The 16,394-nt window shown below is 58.1% G+C and carries 14 protein-coding genes; 10 read left to right on the top strand and 4 right to left on the bottom strand.

Features of this window, described 5'->3' with window-relative positions; translation table 11 throughout:
* Nucleotides 1–221 precede the first annotated feature (221 nt).
* The gene (hisS, locus tag HMPREF9451_RS06935) at nt 222–1,616 is read left to right on the top strand and encodes a histidine--tRNA ligase (protein WP_009139590.1); all 1,395 of its coding nucleotides are present in this window, start codon (nt 222–224) and stop codon (nt 1,614–1,616) included.
* A gap of 8 nt (nt 1,617–1,624) precedes the next feature.
* Nucleotides 1,625–3,403 carry an aspartate--tRNA ligase gene (gene aspS, locus HMPREF9451_RS06930; RefSeq protein ID WP_009139589.1) on the top strand — a complete coding sequence of 593 codons (1,779 nt, stop codon included), beginning with the start codon at nt 1,625–1,627 and terminating at the stop codon, nt 3,401–3,403.
* Between the two features lie 353 nt (nt 3,404–3,756).
* On the opposite strand, the gene HMPREF9451_RS10145 is transcribed toward aspS, so the two are convergent.
* From HMPREF9451_RS10145 to HMPREF9451_RS10260, 3 genes are all read right to left on the bottom strand, one after another.
* Nucleotides 3,757–4,017, bottom strand: coding sequence for a hypothetical protein (locus HMPREF9451_RS10145; RefSeq protein WP_009139588.1), 261 nt, complete (start codon nt 4,015–4,017; stop codon nt 3,757–3,759).
* A gap of 239 nt (nt 4,018–4,256) precedes the next feature.
* Nucleotides 4,257–4,928, bottom strand: a complete 672-nt coding sequence (locus tag HMPREF9451_RS06920) for a nitroreductase family protein (RefSeq protein ID WP_009139587.1) — start codon at nt 4,926–4,928, stop codon at nt 4,257–4,259.
* Nucleotides 4,906–5,292 (bottom strand): ArsR/SmtB family transcription factor, encoded by a 387-nt coding sequence (locus HMPREF9451_RS10260; protein ID WP_392391645.1) that lies wholly within the window; start codon nt 5,290–5,292, stop codon nt 4,906–4,908. Before HMPREF9451_RS10260 ends, HMPREF9451_RS06920 begins: the two co-directional genes overlap by 23 nt.
* Nucleotides 5,293–5,605: 313 nt before the next feature.
* Here HMPREF9451_RS10260 and HMPREF9451_RS06910 point away from each other — a divergent pair, with 313 nt between their 5' ends.
* Complete coding sequence (locus HMPREF9451_RS06910) at nt 5,606–6,445, top strand: deoxyribonuclease IV (RefSeq protein WP_009139585.1); 840 nt, start codon at nt 5,606–5,608, stop codon at nt 6,443–6,445.
* Between the two features lie 12 nt (nt 6,446–6,457).
* Entirely contained in the window at nt 6,458–7,369 is a 912-nt protein-coding gene (locus HMPREF9451_RS06905) for a Ppx/GppA phosphatase family protein (RefSeq protein ID WP_009139584.1), read from the top strand.
* 171 nt (nt 7,370–7,540) lie between these two features.
* On the opposite strand, the gene HMPREF9451_RS06900 is transcribed toward HMPREF9451_RS06905, so the two are convergent.
* A complete protein-coding gene (locus HMPREF9451_RS06900) occupies nt 7,541–7,984 on the bottom strand; it encodes an Hsp20/alpha crystallin family protein (RefSeq protein WP_009139583.1) in 444 nt (147 codons plus the stop codon).
* A gap of 546 nt (nt 7,985–8,530) precedes the next feature.
* Between HMPREF9451_RS06900 and HMPREF9451_RS06895 the strand changes: the two genes are divergently transcribed.
* From HMPREF9451_RS06895 to HMPREF9451_RS06870, 6 genes are all read left to right on the top strand, one after another.
* Entirely contained in the window at nt 8,531–9,868 is a 1,338-nt protein-coding gene (locus HMPREF9451_RS06895; protein ID WP_009139582.1) for a sodium-dependent transporter, read from the top strand.
* Nucleotides 9,869–10,271: 403 nt separating this feature from the next.
* On the top strand, nt 10,272–10,868 hold the full coding sequence (locus HMPREF9451_RS06890) for a tryptophan transporter (RefSeq protein ID WP_009139581.1): 597 nt from the start codon (nt 10,272–10,274) through the stop codon (nt 10,866–10,868).
* A 30-nt stretch (nt 10,869–10,898) separates the two neighbouring features.
* A complete protein-coding gene (locus HMPREF9451_RS10140) occupies nt 10,899–12,782 on the top strand; it encodes an ABC transporter ATP-binding protein (protein WP_009139580.1) in 1,884 nt (627 codons plus the stop codon).
* Nucleotides 12,779–13,549 (top strand): energy-coupling factor transporter transmembrane component T family protein, encoded by a 771-nt coding sequence (locus HMPREF9451_RS06880; protein WP_009139579.1) that lies wholly within the window; start codon nt 12,779–12,781, stop codon nt 13,547–13,549. Before HMPREF9451_RS10140 ends, HMPREF9451_RS06880 begins: the two co-directional genes overlap by 4 nt.
* Nucleotides 13,550–13,727: 178 nt before the next feature.
* Entirely contained in the window at nt 13,728–14,813 is a 1,086-nt protein-coding gene (locus HMPREF9451_RS06875; RefSeq protein WP_009139578.1) for an FHA domain-containing protein, read from the top strand.
* A 112-nt stretch (nt 14,814–14,925) separates the two neighbouring features.
* A complete protein-coding gene (locus HMPREF9451_RS06870; RefSeq protein WP_187364036.1) occupies nt 14,926–16,344 on the top strand; it encodes a Sel1-like repeat-containing protein kinase family protein in 1,419 nt (472 codons plus the stop codon).
* Nucleotides 16,345–16,394: the final 50 nt, after the last annotated feature.

Here is a 16,394-nt window from a genome sequence, read left to right as displayed (position 1 = left end):
GTTGCGGGTTCACGAAGTATTTGCAGGCCTGTGGCGTAGCGGCAAGCCGCAGGCGCTCCTGCGCGTTCGGGGGTCCTTTGGTGCGCATCCTGCCCGACGGGCATGCGACGCGCCGCGTCTTGCGTTGAAAGCGTGGCGCGTAGCGCGTATTCTCATCAGACTTCCCACGCAAGGTGCTACAATGTTGCGTTACGAATAACGCCACGTCGCAAAGGATGTCCATGCCTTACAATGCACCCGAGGGAACTGCCGACATGCTTCCCGCCGTCGCGCGCCTGTGGCGCTCAACGACGGAAACCGCGGCAAAGCTTTTTGCTGCGTATGGCTACGAGCCCATCGATACGCCTATCTTCGAGATGACCGAAGTGTTTACGCGCGGCATCGGCGAAGCAACCGATGTCGTGGGCAAAGAAATGTTCACTGTTCGCAGCGGCGAAAACTACAAACGCGCGCTTGCTGCCGGCTCCGACGAGGGCTTGAAGTCCAAGCAGAAGCTTTCTCTTCGCCCCGAAGGTACGGCCGGTGTGGTTCGTGCGGTGGTTCAGCATAATCTGGTCGAGCAGGGAGCGGCTCCGGCGAAGCTCTTCTATGCTGGTCCGATGTTTCGCGCGGAACGTCCCCAGAAAGGACGCCTGCGCCAGTTCCATCAGATAGGCGTCGAATGCCTGGGCGCAACCGAACCCACGGCTGACGCTGAGATGATTATCATGCTCATGCGCTTCTACGAAACCATGGGTGTACCTCGTCAGAATATGCGCCTGCTCATTAATTCCATGGGCGACGACGCATGTCGTCCTGCATATCGCGAAAGCGTGCGCCAATTCATTCTCGACCATGAGGACGAAATGTGCGAAGAGTGCCATCGTCGTGCGGAAACCAACCCGCTGCGTGCGTTCGACTGCAAGAACGAAACGTGCTCTCGCGTTATGGAGGCCGCCCCGAAGATCACCGACAATCTGTGCGACGATTGCCGAACCCATTACGAAGCGGTCAAGGCTCTGCTTGACGCTGCGGGCATTTCCTACATCGAAGATCCCACGCTGGTGCGCGGTCTCGACTACTACACGCGCACGGTTTTCGAGGCTCAGGTCACCGAGGGCATGGGTTCTCAGAGCGCCATCGGCGGCGGCGGTCGCTACGACAAGCTTGCCGAATCTGTAGGAGGCCGTCCCACTCCGGGCCTCGGCTTCGCGCTCGGTTTCGAACGCATGGTTCTCGCGCTTGAGGCCGCCGGCGCTCTGGGCGAAAGCACCAAGCGTGTTGACGGATATGTCGCCTGCGTGGACGATTCTGTTCGCGCGGCCGCTTTTGATTTGGTATGCGCCGCTCGCGACGCCGGGCTTTGCGTCGAGATGGACCATCAGGGGAAGAGCCTGAAAAGCCAGTTCAAGATGGCAGACAAAGTCAATGCCCGCGTTGTGATCGTGCTCGGTCCCGACGAGCTTTCCCAAGGCAAGGCGCGTATTCGCAACATGCGCAGTCACGCCGAGAAGCTGGTCGATATTGCTGCGGCGAAACGTCTGCTTTCCCAGTTCGGCGGGCAGCGCGTAGGGGGCGCTTCGTCTCCCATCAACATCGATACTGTGTTCTCGCTTGAGAATGACGATAAGGAGTAAGAGAGCAAATGACGGATTACTTGAACGATTACTGCATGCATGACCACACGTGCGGCCAGCTGCGTGCGTCCGACGTGGATTCCCAGGTCACGCTGACCGGCTGGGTGTGGCATAACCGCGACCACGGCGGACTTATCTTCGTCGACCTGCGCGACCGCGAGGGATACACCCAGGTCGTCATCGACCCCGATTGCGTCAGCGCCGAAGACTTCGCCGTCGCGGAGCATTTGGGCCGCGAGTACGTTGTCGAGATCGTCGGCAAGGTGCGCGCTCGTGCGGAGGGCACGGTCAATCCCAATATGGCAACCGGCGAAATCGAGGTCTTGGCGACGTCCGTCAAGGTGCTCAACACCTCCGTCACTCCGCCGTTCTCCATCGAAGACGGCATTGAGACCGATGAGACCACTCGCATGAAGTGGCGCTATATGGATCTTCGCCGTCCCGAGATGTTTAACGCCATCAAGCTTCGTCACACCGTGGCGCAGGCTATGCGCTCCGCGCTGAATGATCGCGGCTTTATCGAGGTCGAGACCCCTATTCTCGCGAACTCCACTCCCGAGGGCGCACGTGACTACATTGTTCCTTCTCGTCCGAACCCGGGTAAATTCTACGCGCTTCCGCAGAGCCCGCAGCAGTTCAAGCAGATGCTGATGTGCGGCGGCATCGAGCGCTACTATCAGATCGCCCGCTGCTTCCGCGACGAGGATCTGCGCGCTGATCGTCAGCCCGAGTTTACCCAGGTGGATATTGAGATGTCCTTCGTCCAGGGCGAAGATGTCATGGATATGATGGAAGGCGTCATGAGCGAAGTGCTGGCCGCCGCCGGCGTTGAGCACGAGTTCCCGCTGCAGCGCATGCAGTACGCAGACGCCATGGAATACTACGGCTGCGACCGCCCCGACGTTCGCTTCGATATGAAGCTCGTCAACCTGACCGAGATAGTGCGCGGCTGCGGCTTCGGCGTATTCGCCAAGGCCGTGGAGGCCGGCGGCGTGGTCAAGGCAATCAACGCCAAGGGCGCAGGTGACTGGAGCCGCGGCGACATTGACAAACTGGCAAACATCGCTGCAGCCAACGGCGCGAAGGGTATGGCGTGGATCGCCTACACCACCGACGGCGCCGAGAAGAGCCCCATCATCAAGTTCTTCGATGACGAGACCTACGCAAAGATGAAAGAGGCTTTGAACGTGGAGCCCGGCGACCTGGTGCTTTTCGCCGCTGACACCGCCGATGTAGCCAATGCCGTGCTGTCCGCTTTGCGCCTTCATATGGCAGAGGCTCTCAACATCCCGCGCGAAGGCCATGCGCTTTTGTGGGTCGTCAACTTCCCCATGTTCCGTTACGACGAGGAAGAGAAGAAATACGCTGCCGAGCATCATCCGTTCACCATGGTTCCTCCCGAGGAGCAGTATAAGATTGAAGAGGCTCCGCTTGAGTGCGGCAGCTATTCCTACGACCTGGTCATGGACGGTTTCGAATGCGGTGGCGGTACCATCCGTATTCACACTGCCGAGCTGCAGCGCCGTATTCTGCGCGTGTGCGGCCTGACCGACGAGCAGATCGACGAAAAGTTCGGGCACCTCATCCATGCTCTCGAGCTGGGCGCTCCTCCGCACGGCGGCATCGCGCTCGGCCTCGACCGACTGGTCATGCTACTTGCGGGCAAGCAGTCTATTCGCGATGTCATCGCGTTCCCGAAGACCTCTTCCGCGTCCGACCCCATGACGGGCGCTCCGAACGAGGTTACGAGCCGCCAGCTCAAGGAAGTAGCGCTGCGTACGCTCTAAAAGCAATGCTGCGTGTGTCCTGGCTTGCCGGCCCGAAAGGTGGCAACGGACGCATTTCAAGGTTCTTTTGAATATGATTAAGGACGTTGGCTCAGGTCAGCGTCCTTTTTCTATGCTGTCGAAATTAGAAAAGCCGCCTGCACGAACCGCAAGGTGTGGGTGCGATTCAAAGCGAGGCGGCTTCGACTAAGGAGGCTAGGGAATTCGATACCGCAGCCTGCGGCATGTGCGCGGTTGCAAAAAAGCGGTTGCTGCCCGATCCTTCGGCCCCGCGGTTGGAGGGGGGTGAAATGCGGGGCCGAAGGCGCGGCTGTCGGTATCGGAGGAGGGTGGTTGCGGTACGCTTGCCGAGGTTACGGCATGACGGCCATAAGCAGACCAAGACCGATGAGGGCAAGGCCCGGGCCGGGCAGGATAAGAAGCGGTACGCCGATGAGCGCTATGCCCAAACCAAGGAGGCGTCTGCCAAGATGGAGGCTTCTTTTCGGCATGGCCGCCGCGCCTGATGCGCTTGCGAAGGGTTTCTGCCCAACGAAGCCGGCGGGGATGGCCGTCTTGCTTCCATCCTTCTCAATGACGTATGCCTCAACTGTCTGTGCGTTGTTCGTGCTCATTGCGGTGCCTTTCTCTGCATGAATGCACTATGGCATAAGAGGAAGGCTTTCCTAGGCGTCGTGTGCGTTTCGTCATTGCGGCGTCACGCGTGCGTTTCCGTGCCGTAAGCAGTCCTCCTTTGTATCGTCATAATTGACTTCGGTTGTCATGTGGCCGCAGCGAATATCGGTTTATGACGGAGCGAGATGGTTTTGCGTCTGTGCTCGTAGAGGTCGCCGCCCTCTGGCGCTTTCGGCGTTTATCTCCAGTGCCACGAGGGCAGGACGCTTTGTGCGCCAATTTCGAAATGACGTTTCACGATGCCAAGGTCGATGGCGGTGCAAGGGCCGCCAAGCGATGATATGTGCACGGTTTTTTCGTTCAGCTCGATGAGGAAACGCTGTCGGTTCATAGCGGTCGGTGCAAGCTGTGCGGCACGGGCTCCTGCGATGAACCAGTCAGGTGCAGGATTTTCGTCGCAGCGGCAGAGCTTCTCGAGCGATTTGGTGACGTGGGATTTTCCTTGATTGGCGCCGTATCCAATCGCTAGGACGCAAGGACACGTTTCGTCGGGTCCTATACGTGCCTTCAGATGCTTTTTGCGATACGTTAAAGCTACCCAGCAGCTGTTCAGACCGGCCCGCTGCGCTTCGAGCGCGATGAGCTCGCCATAGTAGCCTATCTTCTCCTCGAGACCGTCTTCTTGTCGCCCGACGAAAGCGATGCAATCACGTACGCCTTTGAACATGCCGTATGAGGCGAGCCGCGAGAAGGCGGAGGGACATTCTCTGACCAATTGAAAGCGAAGACCCCCTTCGGCGTTGCACCGTGCGATGACCTTCTCGAGGTGTGCGACAGCTTCATGTGAAAGAGGCTTGTCTCGATAACTTCGCACGGCATGGCGCTCTTCAATTGCTTGCATCAGGTCCATCGATGTTCCTTTCCTTCCCGAAGGTGAGCATCCTCTGGCATGTTTCTTTCGAGGCTTCTTCTTCAACGAAGCGATACGCTTTCCAAGCAAGCTGTGAAAGGGTTTTCCACGGCTTCGTATTTTCGTTCGGATGATAAATTCGTACGGTTCCGATATGCTCTACCGATACAATGCCTGCCTTTTTCATGATGCTGAGATGATGAGATACGGTCGGCTTCGAAAGGCCGACGTGCTCGGCGATTTCATACGTTCTCAAGCCGCCCCAGTTACGAAGAAGGTCAAGGAAAATAGCCTGTCGGTTTTCGTTTCCCAAGGCAGAAAGCAACGCTGAGCAGGCAGAGAATTCCTCGCCAAGAAGGACCATATGCTGTGCCATTTGGGACCTGCCGTTTGCTTCGTCCGATTTGCATGCGGATGAATCATGCGCTTGCTTGTGCGGGGGTTTTCCCATCATGTGACAGGTAAGTCGGTTCTCCATGGCTTCGTCTCCGTTTCCGATGCTGCGGATACGGGGGATTGTAGGGCGCAGACGCCGTTTCGTCAGCATTGAGAAAGAAAATCGATTCGAAGCGTCTTTCGCGCCCTCCCTTCATTTCGGGTGTCATTTGATATGGGTTTTGCAAAGGCTCTTTTTGTCCGCGCTATACTAGTGGGGTTTTGCAAAGAGGAAGGAAACCATGCTGTCTATCGGATGTCATCTGTCATCGTCAAAGGGGTTCGCAGCCATGGGAAATGCTGCCTCTTCCATCGGGGCGAATACGTTTGCGTTCTTCACGCGCAACCCAAGGGGTGGTGCGGCGAAGGCAATCGATCCGGCGGATGCGGAGGCGTTGCGCGCGCATATGGAGGTGGAAGGGTTTGCCAAGCTCGTCGCGCATGCGCCGTATACCCTGAATTGTTGTTCGGATAAGCCTCATGCACGGCAGTTTGCCCGCCAGGCAATGGCGGAAGACCTGCAGCGCATGGAGTTTCTGCCGAACAATTACTACAACTTCCACCCTGGAAGCCATGTGAAGCAGGGCGCCGAAGCGGGCATTTCCATGATCGCCGAAGTGCTCAATGACGTTCTTGCCCCCGATCAGAGCACGGTTGTGCTGCTTGAGACCATGGCGGGCAAAGGTACCGAGGTCGGCCGCACGTTCGAGGAGCTTGCTGCCATCATTGACCGCGTTGAGCTTTCGGACCACATGGGCGTATGCCTAGATACCTGCCATGTGCACGATGCCGGATATGACATTGTCAACGACCTTGATGGGGTGCTCGAGGAATTCGACCGGGTTTTGGGCATCGAGCGTCTTCGTGCGGTTCATATCAACGACAGCAAGAACCCGTGCGGCGCGCACAAAGACCGCCATGAAGTGATAGGAAAAGGCTATATCGGTCTTGAGGCGTTCGAGCGCATCGTGAACCATCCCGCCCTGAGTGCATTGCCCTTTATTCTAGAAACACCCAACGAACTGCCCGGGTATGCTGAAGAGATAGAGCTCTTGCGCGGGTTCTCGAAGCCTTGTTCGTAAAGGAAACGCAAGATGAACTATGGAGTAATCGACGTCGGGTCGAACACGGTGCGCTTGTGCGTCTACGATGTGTCGGCCGACGGGAAGAAGTTCAAGACCATCATGAATCGCAAGACCATGGCCGGTCTTGCGTCATATGTGCGCGATGGAAAAATCAGCGAAGAGGGTATCGCCGTCGCTGCGGAAAGCATAAGCAAGTGCCTCAAGCGTGCGAGCTATTTGAAGCCGGTGCGTGTCGATGTGTTTGCAACGGCGGTGTTGCGCAATATCTCGAACAGCGCCCAGGCAATCGCGGCCATCGAGTCCGAGGCACATTGCTCGATCGTGCTGCTTTCGGAAGAAGACGAGGCCCATCTGGGGTTTGTCGGAGCATCTTCTCGGGACACGATGGAAAATGGCGTGCTGATCGATATCGGGGGAGGCTCTTCCGAAGTTACGCTCATCGTGAACGGCAACGACGTGATGCGCGCAAGCCTGCCCGTGGGGTCTCTGTCGTCCTACAAGGGTCATGTTGGGGATATTCTTCCGACGGAAGAGGAATTCGCATCCATCCGGCGTGCGGTGCGAGACCTTCTTGACGCCGATGCCCACGGCATGTCCGAGCACAGGGTACGTCGCCTGTTCGGCGTCGGCGGAAGTATCCGTGCACTTGCCGGAGTGAACGCACGGATGCTTGACGATGCCTCCGAGCGGGACATGACGCACGAAGACGTGGACAGGCTCGTGTGCGACCTTTTCGAAAGACGGCGTGCGTTCTTGGACGCGGTTCTGCACGTTTCGCCGGAGCGCGTGCACACGATTGCGTGCGGCCTGGCTATTCTTGTCGAGCTTTTCGACGACTTCGATGCAAGCATGCTGCATGTATGCGCGAATGGCGTGCGTGAGGGATATCTGATCGATCGCATGCTGAAAAGCGTGCATTAAGGTCAGGAAAAGCCTATCGACTTGAGGCTTGTGGGATGATGGATATCGCATGCCCGGCTTGCGATACTCTTCGAAGAACGAAGAAGGGGACCCGAATGAATCGGGTCCCCTTTGTGCATACGCACCGATGCTTTGGAGGTCGATGGCCTAGAGGCTGCGCCTTGGCGGGAACTACCCTTCGATCGAAATGAGCTTCTTGGCATCTTCGGGAGCGGGAAGCTCCTTCTTCGGAACGACAATGCGCAAGATGCCGTCTTCGAACTTCGCACGGATATCGTCTTCCGATATTTCCTCGCCTACGTAGAAGCTGCGGCGGCAGCTGCCGGTGAAGCGCTCTTTGCGCAGGTAGGTGCCGTTTTCAGACTTCTCTTCGGTCTCGGATTCAGTGCTTGCCTGAATGGTGAGGTAGCCGTCCTGCAGTTCGGCGTGGACGTTTTCCTTCTTAAAGCCCGGAAGGTCGATATCGAACTCATAAGCCTTTTCGGTCTCCTTGATATCGGTCTTCATCATGGAAGGCATGGCTTGCTTCGGCTGCGGACGGCTGCCGAACGCATCGAAGGGGTCGCTCAGAAAATCGGCGAAGAAATCGTTCTTACGTGCGGGAACCAACATCATGGTCATCTCCTGTCTGTGCGGCGGATGCTATCTCGTAGGGTTCTTCGTTGCGGGATGTGCTCTGCATTCGCTCGACTTGCTTGATTACGTCTCGTACTATAAGCCCGTTATTAGCACTCTGCAAGTGAGAGTGCTAATACGCCACCGTATCGTTACCTTTCAAGATTGCGCGGGAAGCCGCGTCGTGCCGCCCGCATCTCCGTCTGCCGACTCTTGTATTCTGCAGTGGCTCCTAACACTTTCTTATGGTAAAGTGACCGCCATACGGAAAGCGGCACGGCATGGTGCCGTTTTGCATGCAGGCTGCACGCGGTTCGCCGGTGCGCTTCGGTCCGAAAGGAGTTGTAATGAACCAGACGTTTTCCATGTTCGTGACTATTGCTCCTTCTCGGGCATGGTGGTGGCGAAGCTCCTAATCACTCGGTCGATCGAGAGCTTTCGTCACGCAAAAACGTGGAATAAAAGGCTTCGGGCGACCGGGGCCTTTTCTTATGGAATCCTTGAGGCAAGCCGCCTCTCTTCGGGACTTTTTGGAAGGAAGAACGCATGGCAACCTCTACCTCATCGCGCGACTCGTTCACTTCGCGCACGGCGTTTATCATTGCCTGTATCGGCTCGGCCGTGGGCATGAGCGCCATCTGGCTTTTTCCGTATCGCGTTGCCGAAATGGGCGGTGCGGCGTTTCTTATCCCGTATCTCATCTTCGTCGTCCTGCTTGGCCTGACGGGCGTTATCGGGGAGATGGCGTTTGGGCGAGCTATGGGCACTGGTCCTATGGGCGCATTCTCGAAGGCGCTTGAAAAGCGCGGGGTCAACCATGCCGGCCCCTTGGGCAAGGTTATCGGCGCCGTTCCCACGCTCGGCTCGCTCGGCATTGCTATCGGGTATTCGGTGGTTTTGGGCTGGTTTTTGAAGTATCTGCTTGCTGCGGGAACGGGTTCTCTTTTGCAGGTTCCCGACATGGGCGCGTATTTCGGCACCCTGGCAAGCGATTTCGGCAGCGTGGGGTATCACGTGGCTGCGCTGGCTATCACGTTTGCCGTCATGTTGCTGGGAATCTCGCGTGGCATCGAGCGCCTGAACAAGATTATGATGCCCCTCTTTTTCGTCCTGTTCGTCATCATGCTCGTTCGCGTTGCCATGCTTCCGGGTGCTCTTGAGGGATATAAATATCTCTTCGTTCCCGACTGGAGCGCGCTTGCCAACCCCCAGACGTGGGTGTTCGCGCTCGGTCAGGCATTCTTCGGACTCTCTCTTGCCGGCAGCGGAACGCTCGTCTATGGCAGCTACCTGAAGAAAGACGTTGACGTGGTATCTTCTGCGAAAAACGTCGTGGTTTTCTCCACGTTGGCGGCGGTGCTTTCCGCCATGATCGTGGTGCCCGCCGTGTTCGCGTTCGGCTTGGATACGCAGTCCGGCCCTCCGCTGATGTTCATTGCGCTGCCTCAGGTGTTTCAGGAAATGCCCGCGGGTGGCATCTTCTGCTTCGTGTTCTTCCTGGCCGTCGCCTGTGCCGCCATTACAAGCCTGGTGAACTTGTTCGAAACCCCCATTGAAGCGCTGCAGGAGCAGCTGCATCTTCCCCGTTGGGGCGCGGTTGCCATTGTTGCGGCCGTTGCGTTCGGCGTGGGCGTGTTCATCGAAAGCGGCGACGCGGTGAGCGCCTGGATGGACGCCGTGTCCATCTACGCTATTCCGCTTGGCGCGCTGCTGGCGGCCATTATGTTCTTCTGGGTGTGTCCGAAGCATTTCGCCAAAGAACAGGCGCAGCTCGGCCGTGACAAGAAGATCGGCGCATGGTTCGAACCTATGACGAAGTATCTTTTCGTCGGCATTACCGCAGTGGTTATTGTTTTGGGAATTTTCTACGGTGGCATTGGATAATTCTGCCTCGTTGTTTTTAGTTCGAATTAACATCGCTGTTACACTCTGCTGTGATAAAGTAGTTGTACACAAGAGCTTCGCTGCGAAGCGAAGCACGATTCTTCAGAAAGGAGTGCGAAATGGCTCGCATTGCAAACAGCACCACGGCGTTTTCTTTCTCCATGAGCTGGTGGTGGCGCAATGCTGAAACGGTCGTCCGATCGTGAGCTTTTCGCGCCTCTGATTTCGCAGGTGAAGGCTCCCGGGCGAACCGGGAGCCTTTTTCTTTGCCTGCATCCTGGTTCGTTCGTTGTTTTCATATGTGCTCGGTGGCGCGAAGCTGCTTCCGACCGTTTCGGCATTGCGCGCCTCCGTTGCAAGGATACGCGCGGCATGACGCCGCAATACCGAAAGGAAAACAACCATGTCTCAGGAAACCGCCTCCGTTCGCGCTTCTCAGCCTCGTGTCGTTTCTTCCGTCGAGAAAAAGAACGGCACGCTCGACATATCTGCGCTTGTTCTTATTGCCATCCTGCTTGCAGCAGGCGCTGTTCTCAAGCTGACGGTGGGTTCTCTTCTTGCTTCAATGGGAATGAAGCCCAACTTCATCATCGCCATGTACTGCCTGGCCATCATTCTAGTGAGGCCGAAAGTGGGACAGGCCGTGATTGTCGGATTGCTCGCCGGTGTCTTGTGTCAGATTCCCATGCTCAACGCAACGCCTCTTCTGAATATTCCTTCCGAATTGCTCGGTGCGCTTGCGTGCGGTCTTCTCATCAAGGTTCCTATGAACATTGGCGGCAAGCTCGATTTGAACCCCTTGGCGACCACGTTCGTTTCGACCCTCATCTCCGGCGGCGTGTTTGCGGCGCTTTCCATCTGCATCAACGTCGTTTCCACAGGCGGCGACATTTTCGTCGCATTTGCGGCATACGCGGCGATTGTTCTCGGCACGGCTACGTTCAATGCCGTGATCGTTCAGATCCTTGTCGTGCCGTTGCGCAAGGTCCTGAAGAAATAGCGTTGGAATGCAGACCGCGGGGAGTTGGAGATGATACAGCTACGAGATTTCGGTTTTCGCTATCGCGAGCATGCGGAGTGCGCGATACATGATGTGAACTTGGACATTCCAGAGGGAGCGTTCGTCGGCATCACGGGCGCGGCGGCCTCGGGGAAATCCACCCTGACCTATGCGCTGAACGGGATCATCCCGCATTGCTATTCCGGGGATTTTTACGGTAGCGTCGTCATTGACGGCGTCGATACGGTGGAGGCGAGCCTGACGGAGATATCCCGCCTGGTAGGAAGCGTCTGCCAAGATATCGAAAGCCAGATCGTTACCCCGCTTGTGGAAGACGAGATTCTCTACGGCCTTGAAAACTTCGGCGTTGCGCGCGACGAGGGCGTTGCGCGCATGGAGGATGTTCTTGGCGCAATGGGCATAGAGGAGCTGCGTTCATGCGAGATATCGTCGCTTTCGGGCGGACAGAAGCAGAAAGTGGCCATAGCTTCCATTTTGGCTTTGCGCCCGCGTGTGCTCGTTCTTGACGAGCCTACGGCCGAGCTCGATCCGGCGGCTTCCCGCGGCGTATTCGACCTTTTGAAGCAATACTCTCGAGAGCATAAGATCACTGTGGTGGCGGTTGAGCAGAAGATTGCCCTGCTGTGCGACTATGCCGACATGATCGTGGTCATGGAAGAGGGTTCTGTCCGCGTTTCGGGAACGCCCGACGAGGTTCTCGTGCGCGCCCCCGAGCTCTATGCCATGGGCGTGAACGTTCCTCGCGTGACGTCTCTGACGAGGTCGCTGCGTGACAAGGGCGTCTATGAGGGGCCGGTGTGTCGCACCGTCTCGCAGGGTGCGTTGCATATAGCGCAGTCTCTGCGGGCGAAGGGCCAAGCCATCCCGCCGGATGCTGCACCGGGCGGTTCTTTTGCCGAATGCGTCGCTTCATGCGAAAAGGAGGCAGGGAAAGGCGAAGAGCGGACAAGGAGAAACGGGAAAGCCGGGCTTGCCGCCCTTGAGTTCCATGATGTCTATGCAGGCTACGAAGGAGAGCTGGCGGTCTTGAAAGGCGTGGATTTCGCTATTCAAGAAGGCGAGTTCGTGGCGTTCGTGGGAGCGAACGGGGCGGGAAAATCTACGACGATGCGCCTGATGAACGGCTTGATCAAACCCAGTGCGGGCAAAGTTTCGGTGTTCGGCACCTCGACGGCGTCATGCCCGACGAGCGAGCTTGCGCGCACGGTAGGGTTTCTGTTCCAAAACCCCGATCGTCAGATCTGCAAGACGACGGTGCGCGAGGAGCTTCTGTTCGGGTTCGAGGCCACGGGGCGCGTTGACGCCCGGGCGCAACGTGCGGTCGATGAGGCCATAGAGAAGTTCGGGCTCGACGCTTCGGCCGATCCGTTTCTGCTGAGCCGAGGGTCGAGGCAGCTTCTCGCTTTGGCCTCCATCGCGGTGAGCGCTCCGCGCGTGGTTGTCTTGGACGAGCCTACGACGGGTCTCGATTACCGCGAATGCGAGAAGATCATGCAATGTGTGAGCCGCTTGCACGAAAACGGAACGACGGTCGTCATGGTTTGCCACGATATGGAGGTCGTTGCCGACTTCGCCGGTCGCGTTATCGTCATGACGGCGGGGTGCGTAGTGGCCGACGGCCCTATTTTCGAGGTCATGCGCGACGAAGAAGTGCTGGCGAAGGCTTCGATAGAACCTTCTCAGATGACGGCGCTTTCGATGCTTCTCGGGAAAGGTCTGTCGGGAGGGCTTCGCGAACGCGTCTTGTCCTCTAACACATTGGAAGAATTGAGCATCGTCTTGGGCGATGCTCTGGCCGGCGGCGCTTCGGCATCTTCGGCGGTCCACGACCTTTTACCTGGACGCGCCGCCGGTGGTAAATGCCGCGTTCGCACGGAAGGGGAACTGCGATGAAGGGTTTTCTCGAGTATGTCGATGGCACGAGCGTGCTTCACCGAATGAATCCTGTTGCAAAGCTCGTTTGCTCGTTTTTGACCTGTATAGCGTGCTTCTGCACGTCGAACCTGCCTTTCCTGTTCGCGGTGCTTGTTGGCGGTTTTCTCCTTGCCGTTTCCTGCGGAATGGCCCGTCAGGTCGTGGGACTTGCGAAGGCGGTCTTCATGTTTTCCCTGATCCTTGCCATCGTGCAGATTCTCACGACGTCGGGCGGCGCCTCCCTTGTCATGCTGCCATGGGGGCATATCGGAACGGCGGGCCTTGTGGCCGCGTTCACCACGGTAGCTCGTCTGCTTGCGGCGGCCGTCCCGTTGTTCTTGACGCTGTACGTGACGCGGATGACAGACCTTGCGAATGCGCTGGTGAAAAACGTGCGTCTTCCGTACAAATACGCATTTACGTTCACGTCCACGATCCGATTTATCCCCGCTTTCCTCAATGACATGGCCGCCATCATAGAGGCCCAGACAGCTCGTGGCGTGCAATTCGACCAAGGGGGCATAGTGAGCAGGGTGCGTTTGACCGTGCCTTTGTGCGTGCCGCTTCTGGTGTCTTCGGTGCGCAAGGTCAACAGCGCGGCCATAGCCGCGGAGGTGCGTGGATTCAGCCTTCGCAATGCGAAGAGCGGGTATCGGGAGTATCCCATGGCGCTTTGCGACGGCATGGCTGTGGCGGCCTGCGTGTTTTTGCTTGCGGCGGCTCTTGCCGTAAACGTTCTTTTCTAATCGCCTTGCCCTTGTAGCCGGATGAGACGTCTCGGCCGGGTTTATCAAAGCGAATGCGAACCGGGTCAGAGTGTGCCTTTTCCGACCTGAGGGCGGCGGGCGACGAAGCGCGCTTCTCTTGCTGCGTTCTTATAGCGATACAATGGCATCGTGTACGAAGCGGAAAGGCGTTGCTGCTATGAAGGAATGGTATTACTCGGGGCTTCAGGGTTTGTGCGTGTCTTTGTCCAAGCATTCCTCGGCCTTTGACGGAAGCGCTTCGGCTTCGGCGCTTCTCGCTCGAGAGCTTTTCAACGACGATAGTCGCTTCGACAGCGCATCGAACGTTTCGCGCACGTGGAGGCTTTCTTCCGCGCGTCGCGCCCGTATGTTCGAGGAGCGATGGGCCTCTATGGGACGTTCGGTCCGGGCTTCGGACGACGTGCGTGCGGTGCTTGCTTGTGTGGCACACCTGCGCGCTTCCGAGGAGTCTTTCCTGCTGCGCGAGGCTCTCTGCGACGTTGCGGATGCGGTTTCCATCGTGAAGGATGAAATCTTGCCGGCTATGGAAAGCGGCTTTACCACGGAGCGGTATCCCGATTACGCGATTCGCGCCTTTTCCGACGACGCGCGCTCGCTCGTGGCCGCGTTCGATTGCTTTGACGAAGATGCGGCAGGGACCTTGCTGGTGCGCTTTGTCTCGGCGGCCGTGTACGGACCTTTGCATACGTTGGCGCTTTCATCCGGCCGCGCGCGCACGGATTTGGCGGTTGGGACGCAGGGGTCGTCTGGCGATGCGTTCGAATCGCAAGGGGTCGTTCTCATGCAGGTTGAAGATCCGTCGGTCGCGCGCGTGCGCGACGTTCGCATGGTGGGCAGCGATACCGCGGTGTTCATCGGCCGTTCTGCCCGCATGGAACGCTATGAAGAAGCGGCGTCTGATCTGTCCGACGTGCTGGGCGGCAAAAAACGGGAGCTTTTTCATCTTACGGAGTCTTTTCGTCGCGTGTCGGCATGCCATGGCGTGCTGGTTGAGACGGGCGGACGCTGGATGTATTACGATCTTGGGTCAACGAACGGAACCGCGGCGGGCGACGAAGGCTCTATGGTCGATGTGAACCCTGCGGTCATGGTCAAGCCGGGCGATTTCTTATGGTTGGGTGCATCGGCTTCGGAGGCGAAAGGCGTCGCGGAATCGGGGCGTGGTGCATTGCTGAAAGTCGCCGAGCATGTTCGCTCGTTCGGGGCCGAGGAGAACGGGGGCGGTCATGGCCTCTGCGGCTAGTTCGGGCAACTCGTGCGGTTGGACGGAGCGGACAGATGCAAACGCCGCGAAAGAAAGCCGCCGCACGTTGGCGGCGCTGAACGGCTCATTGGTCCGTTTCAGGGTCGATCGCATGCGAGAAGCACCGTTTTCCCTGCTGAGCGGCATGGTCTGTTTGTCTGTGGAGTACTCGGTCGCATGTGGAGGGCAGGGGGAGGTTTTTCGAGCCTCGGCGTTTTTGGACGATTCTTCGTATTCGGCACCGTGCGCTCTGAAGGTTTTCTCCACACGGGAGGACGCCTATACGGAATGGGATATGCTCGTGGCCCACGAAGACGACCTGACGGTTCCTTCTCCTTACGCGGTGGGCTTGGTAGAGCATGAAGGCGTGCAGCGCTGGGCCATACTCATGGAATTCGTCGAGGGAACCAGCCTGTCCGAGCTCATGAAGGATGCCCGGCGCCGAACCGGGCGCGGCATGTTCCTGGAAGACGCTCTGCGCATCATGGCCCCCATCGTGCGGTTCGCGGCGAATTGCTGTCATTCGCGCCGCGTGGACGTTCATCGCGATATAAAGCCGTCGAATATCGTGATCGATGTGAACCAGACAACCCGTCTTCTTGATTTCGGGATCGCCTCCAACGCGCGCGGCGGCCGTCGTGCGCGCGGTACGGAGTTCTTCGCCGCGCCGGAGATTCGCTTTCCCGAACGGAGCCAGGGCGATCCCGACGATGCGCGCGTCGATTCATATGGCATCGCTGCGACGCTGTACGCTCTTACGCTGGGTGAAGGCGAGCCTCCTTCTTATGCCGCGAATTCCCGCGCGTTGGGACGTCCGTTTCTCCATGACGATGCCATGCGTGCGGCCGTTGTCAAGAAGACTGCGCGTATGGCGGAGGAACGCTTTTCTGTCGAGATGGCCCCGGATTCGATCGAAAGAGCGTGCAATGCCGCGTTTTCCCATATGGACGAACGCGTGCGCGACGCCTTGACGAGGGGCTTGGCCTTGCATCAGGCCGACCGCCCCGATCCCGCGAAGCTCGAACGCCTTCTTCCGCTCGATCGCGACGAATACGAATATCGGTTAGTCAGCGAAGCTGTGCAAGAGTGTCTTCGCTTGGCATGCGAATGCGGCGCATTTGCCGATCATGTTCTGGCCGACGAATCGGGTCGCGATTTCATCGACGCCTTGGATGCGTTCAATGCGGGGCGTTACGGCGAGGCCGTTCCCATCCTGCGCGCGCAGGCGGCGAAAGGCAATGCTGCGGCAACCTACTACCTGGGCGTGTGCGTGAGGGACGGGCTCGGCGTCGATGGATGCGATTTGCAGCAGGCGGCATGGCTTTTCTCCGAGGCGGCGGAGGCGGGCAATATGCTCGCCCAAAACGCCCTCGGCCGCATGCTCTACGAAGGACGCGGCGTGCCGAAGAACGAAAGGCTTGGGGAGCAATGGATTCGCGCCGCCGCGCGCGACGACGCCGCATCGGGTCGATGCGGATTCGCTCCTGCGAAGGAATGGCTTGCCTCCCGCTCAATTTCAAGCCAAGCGTAAAACGGCGTGCGCCATTGCGCAATTCGCTTTCTTTCTCTCCTTTTACGATA

It is taken from the genome of Slackia piriformis YIT 12062 (assembly GCF_000296445.1).
GTDB classification, from domain to species: Bacteria; Actinomycetota; Coriobacteriia; order Coriobacteriales; family Eggerthellaceae; genus Slackia; species Slackia piriformis.
Note: the sequence above shows the minus strand (reverse complement) of the source record. Positions and strands in the feature narration are given on the sequence as shown.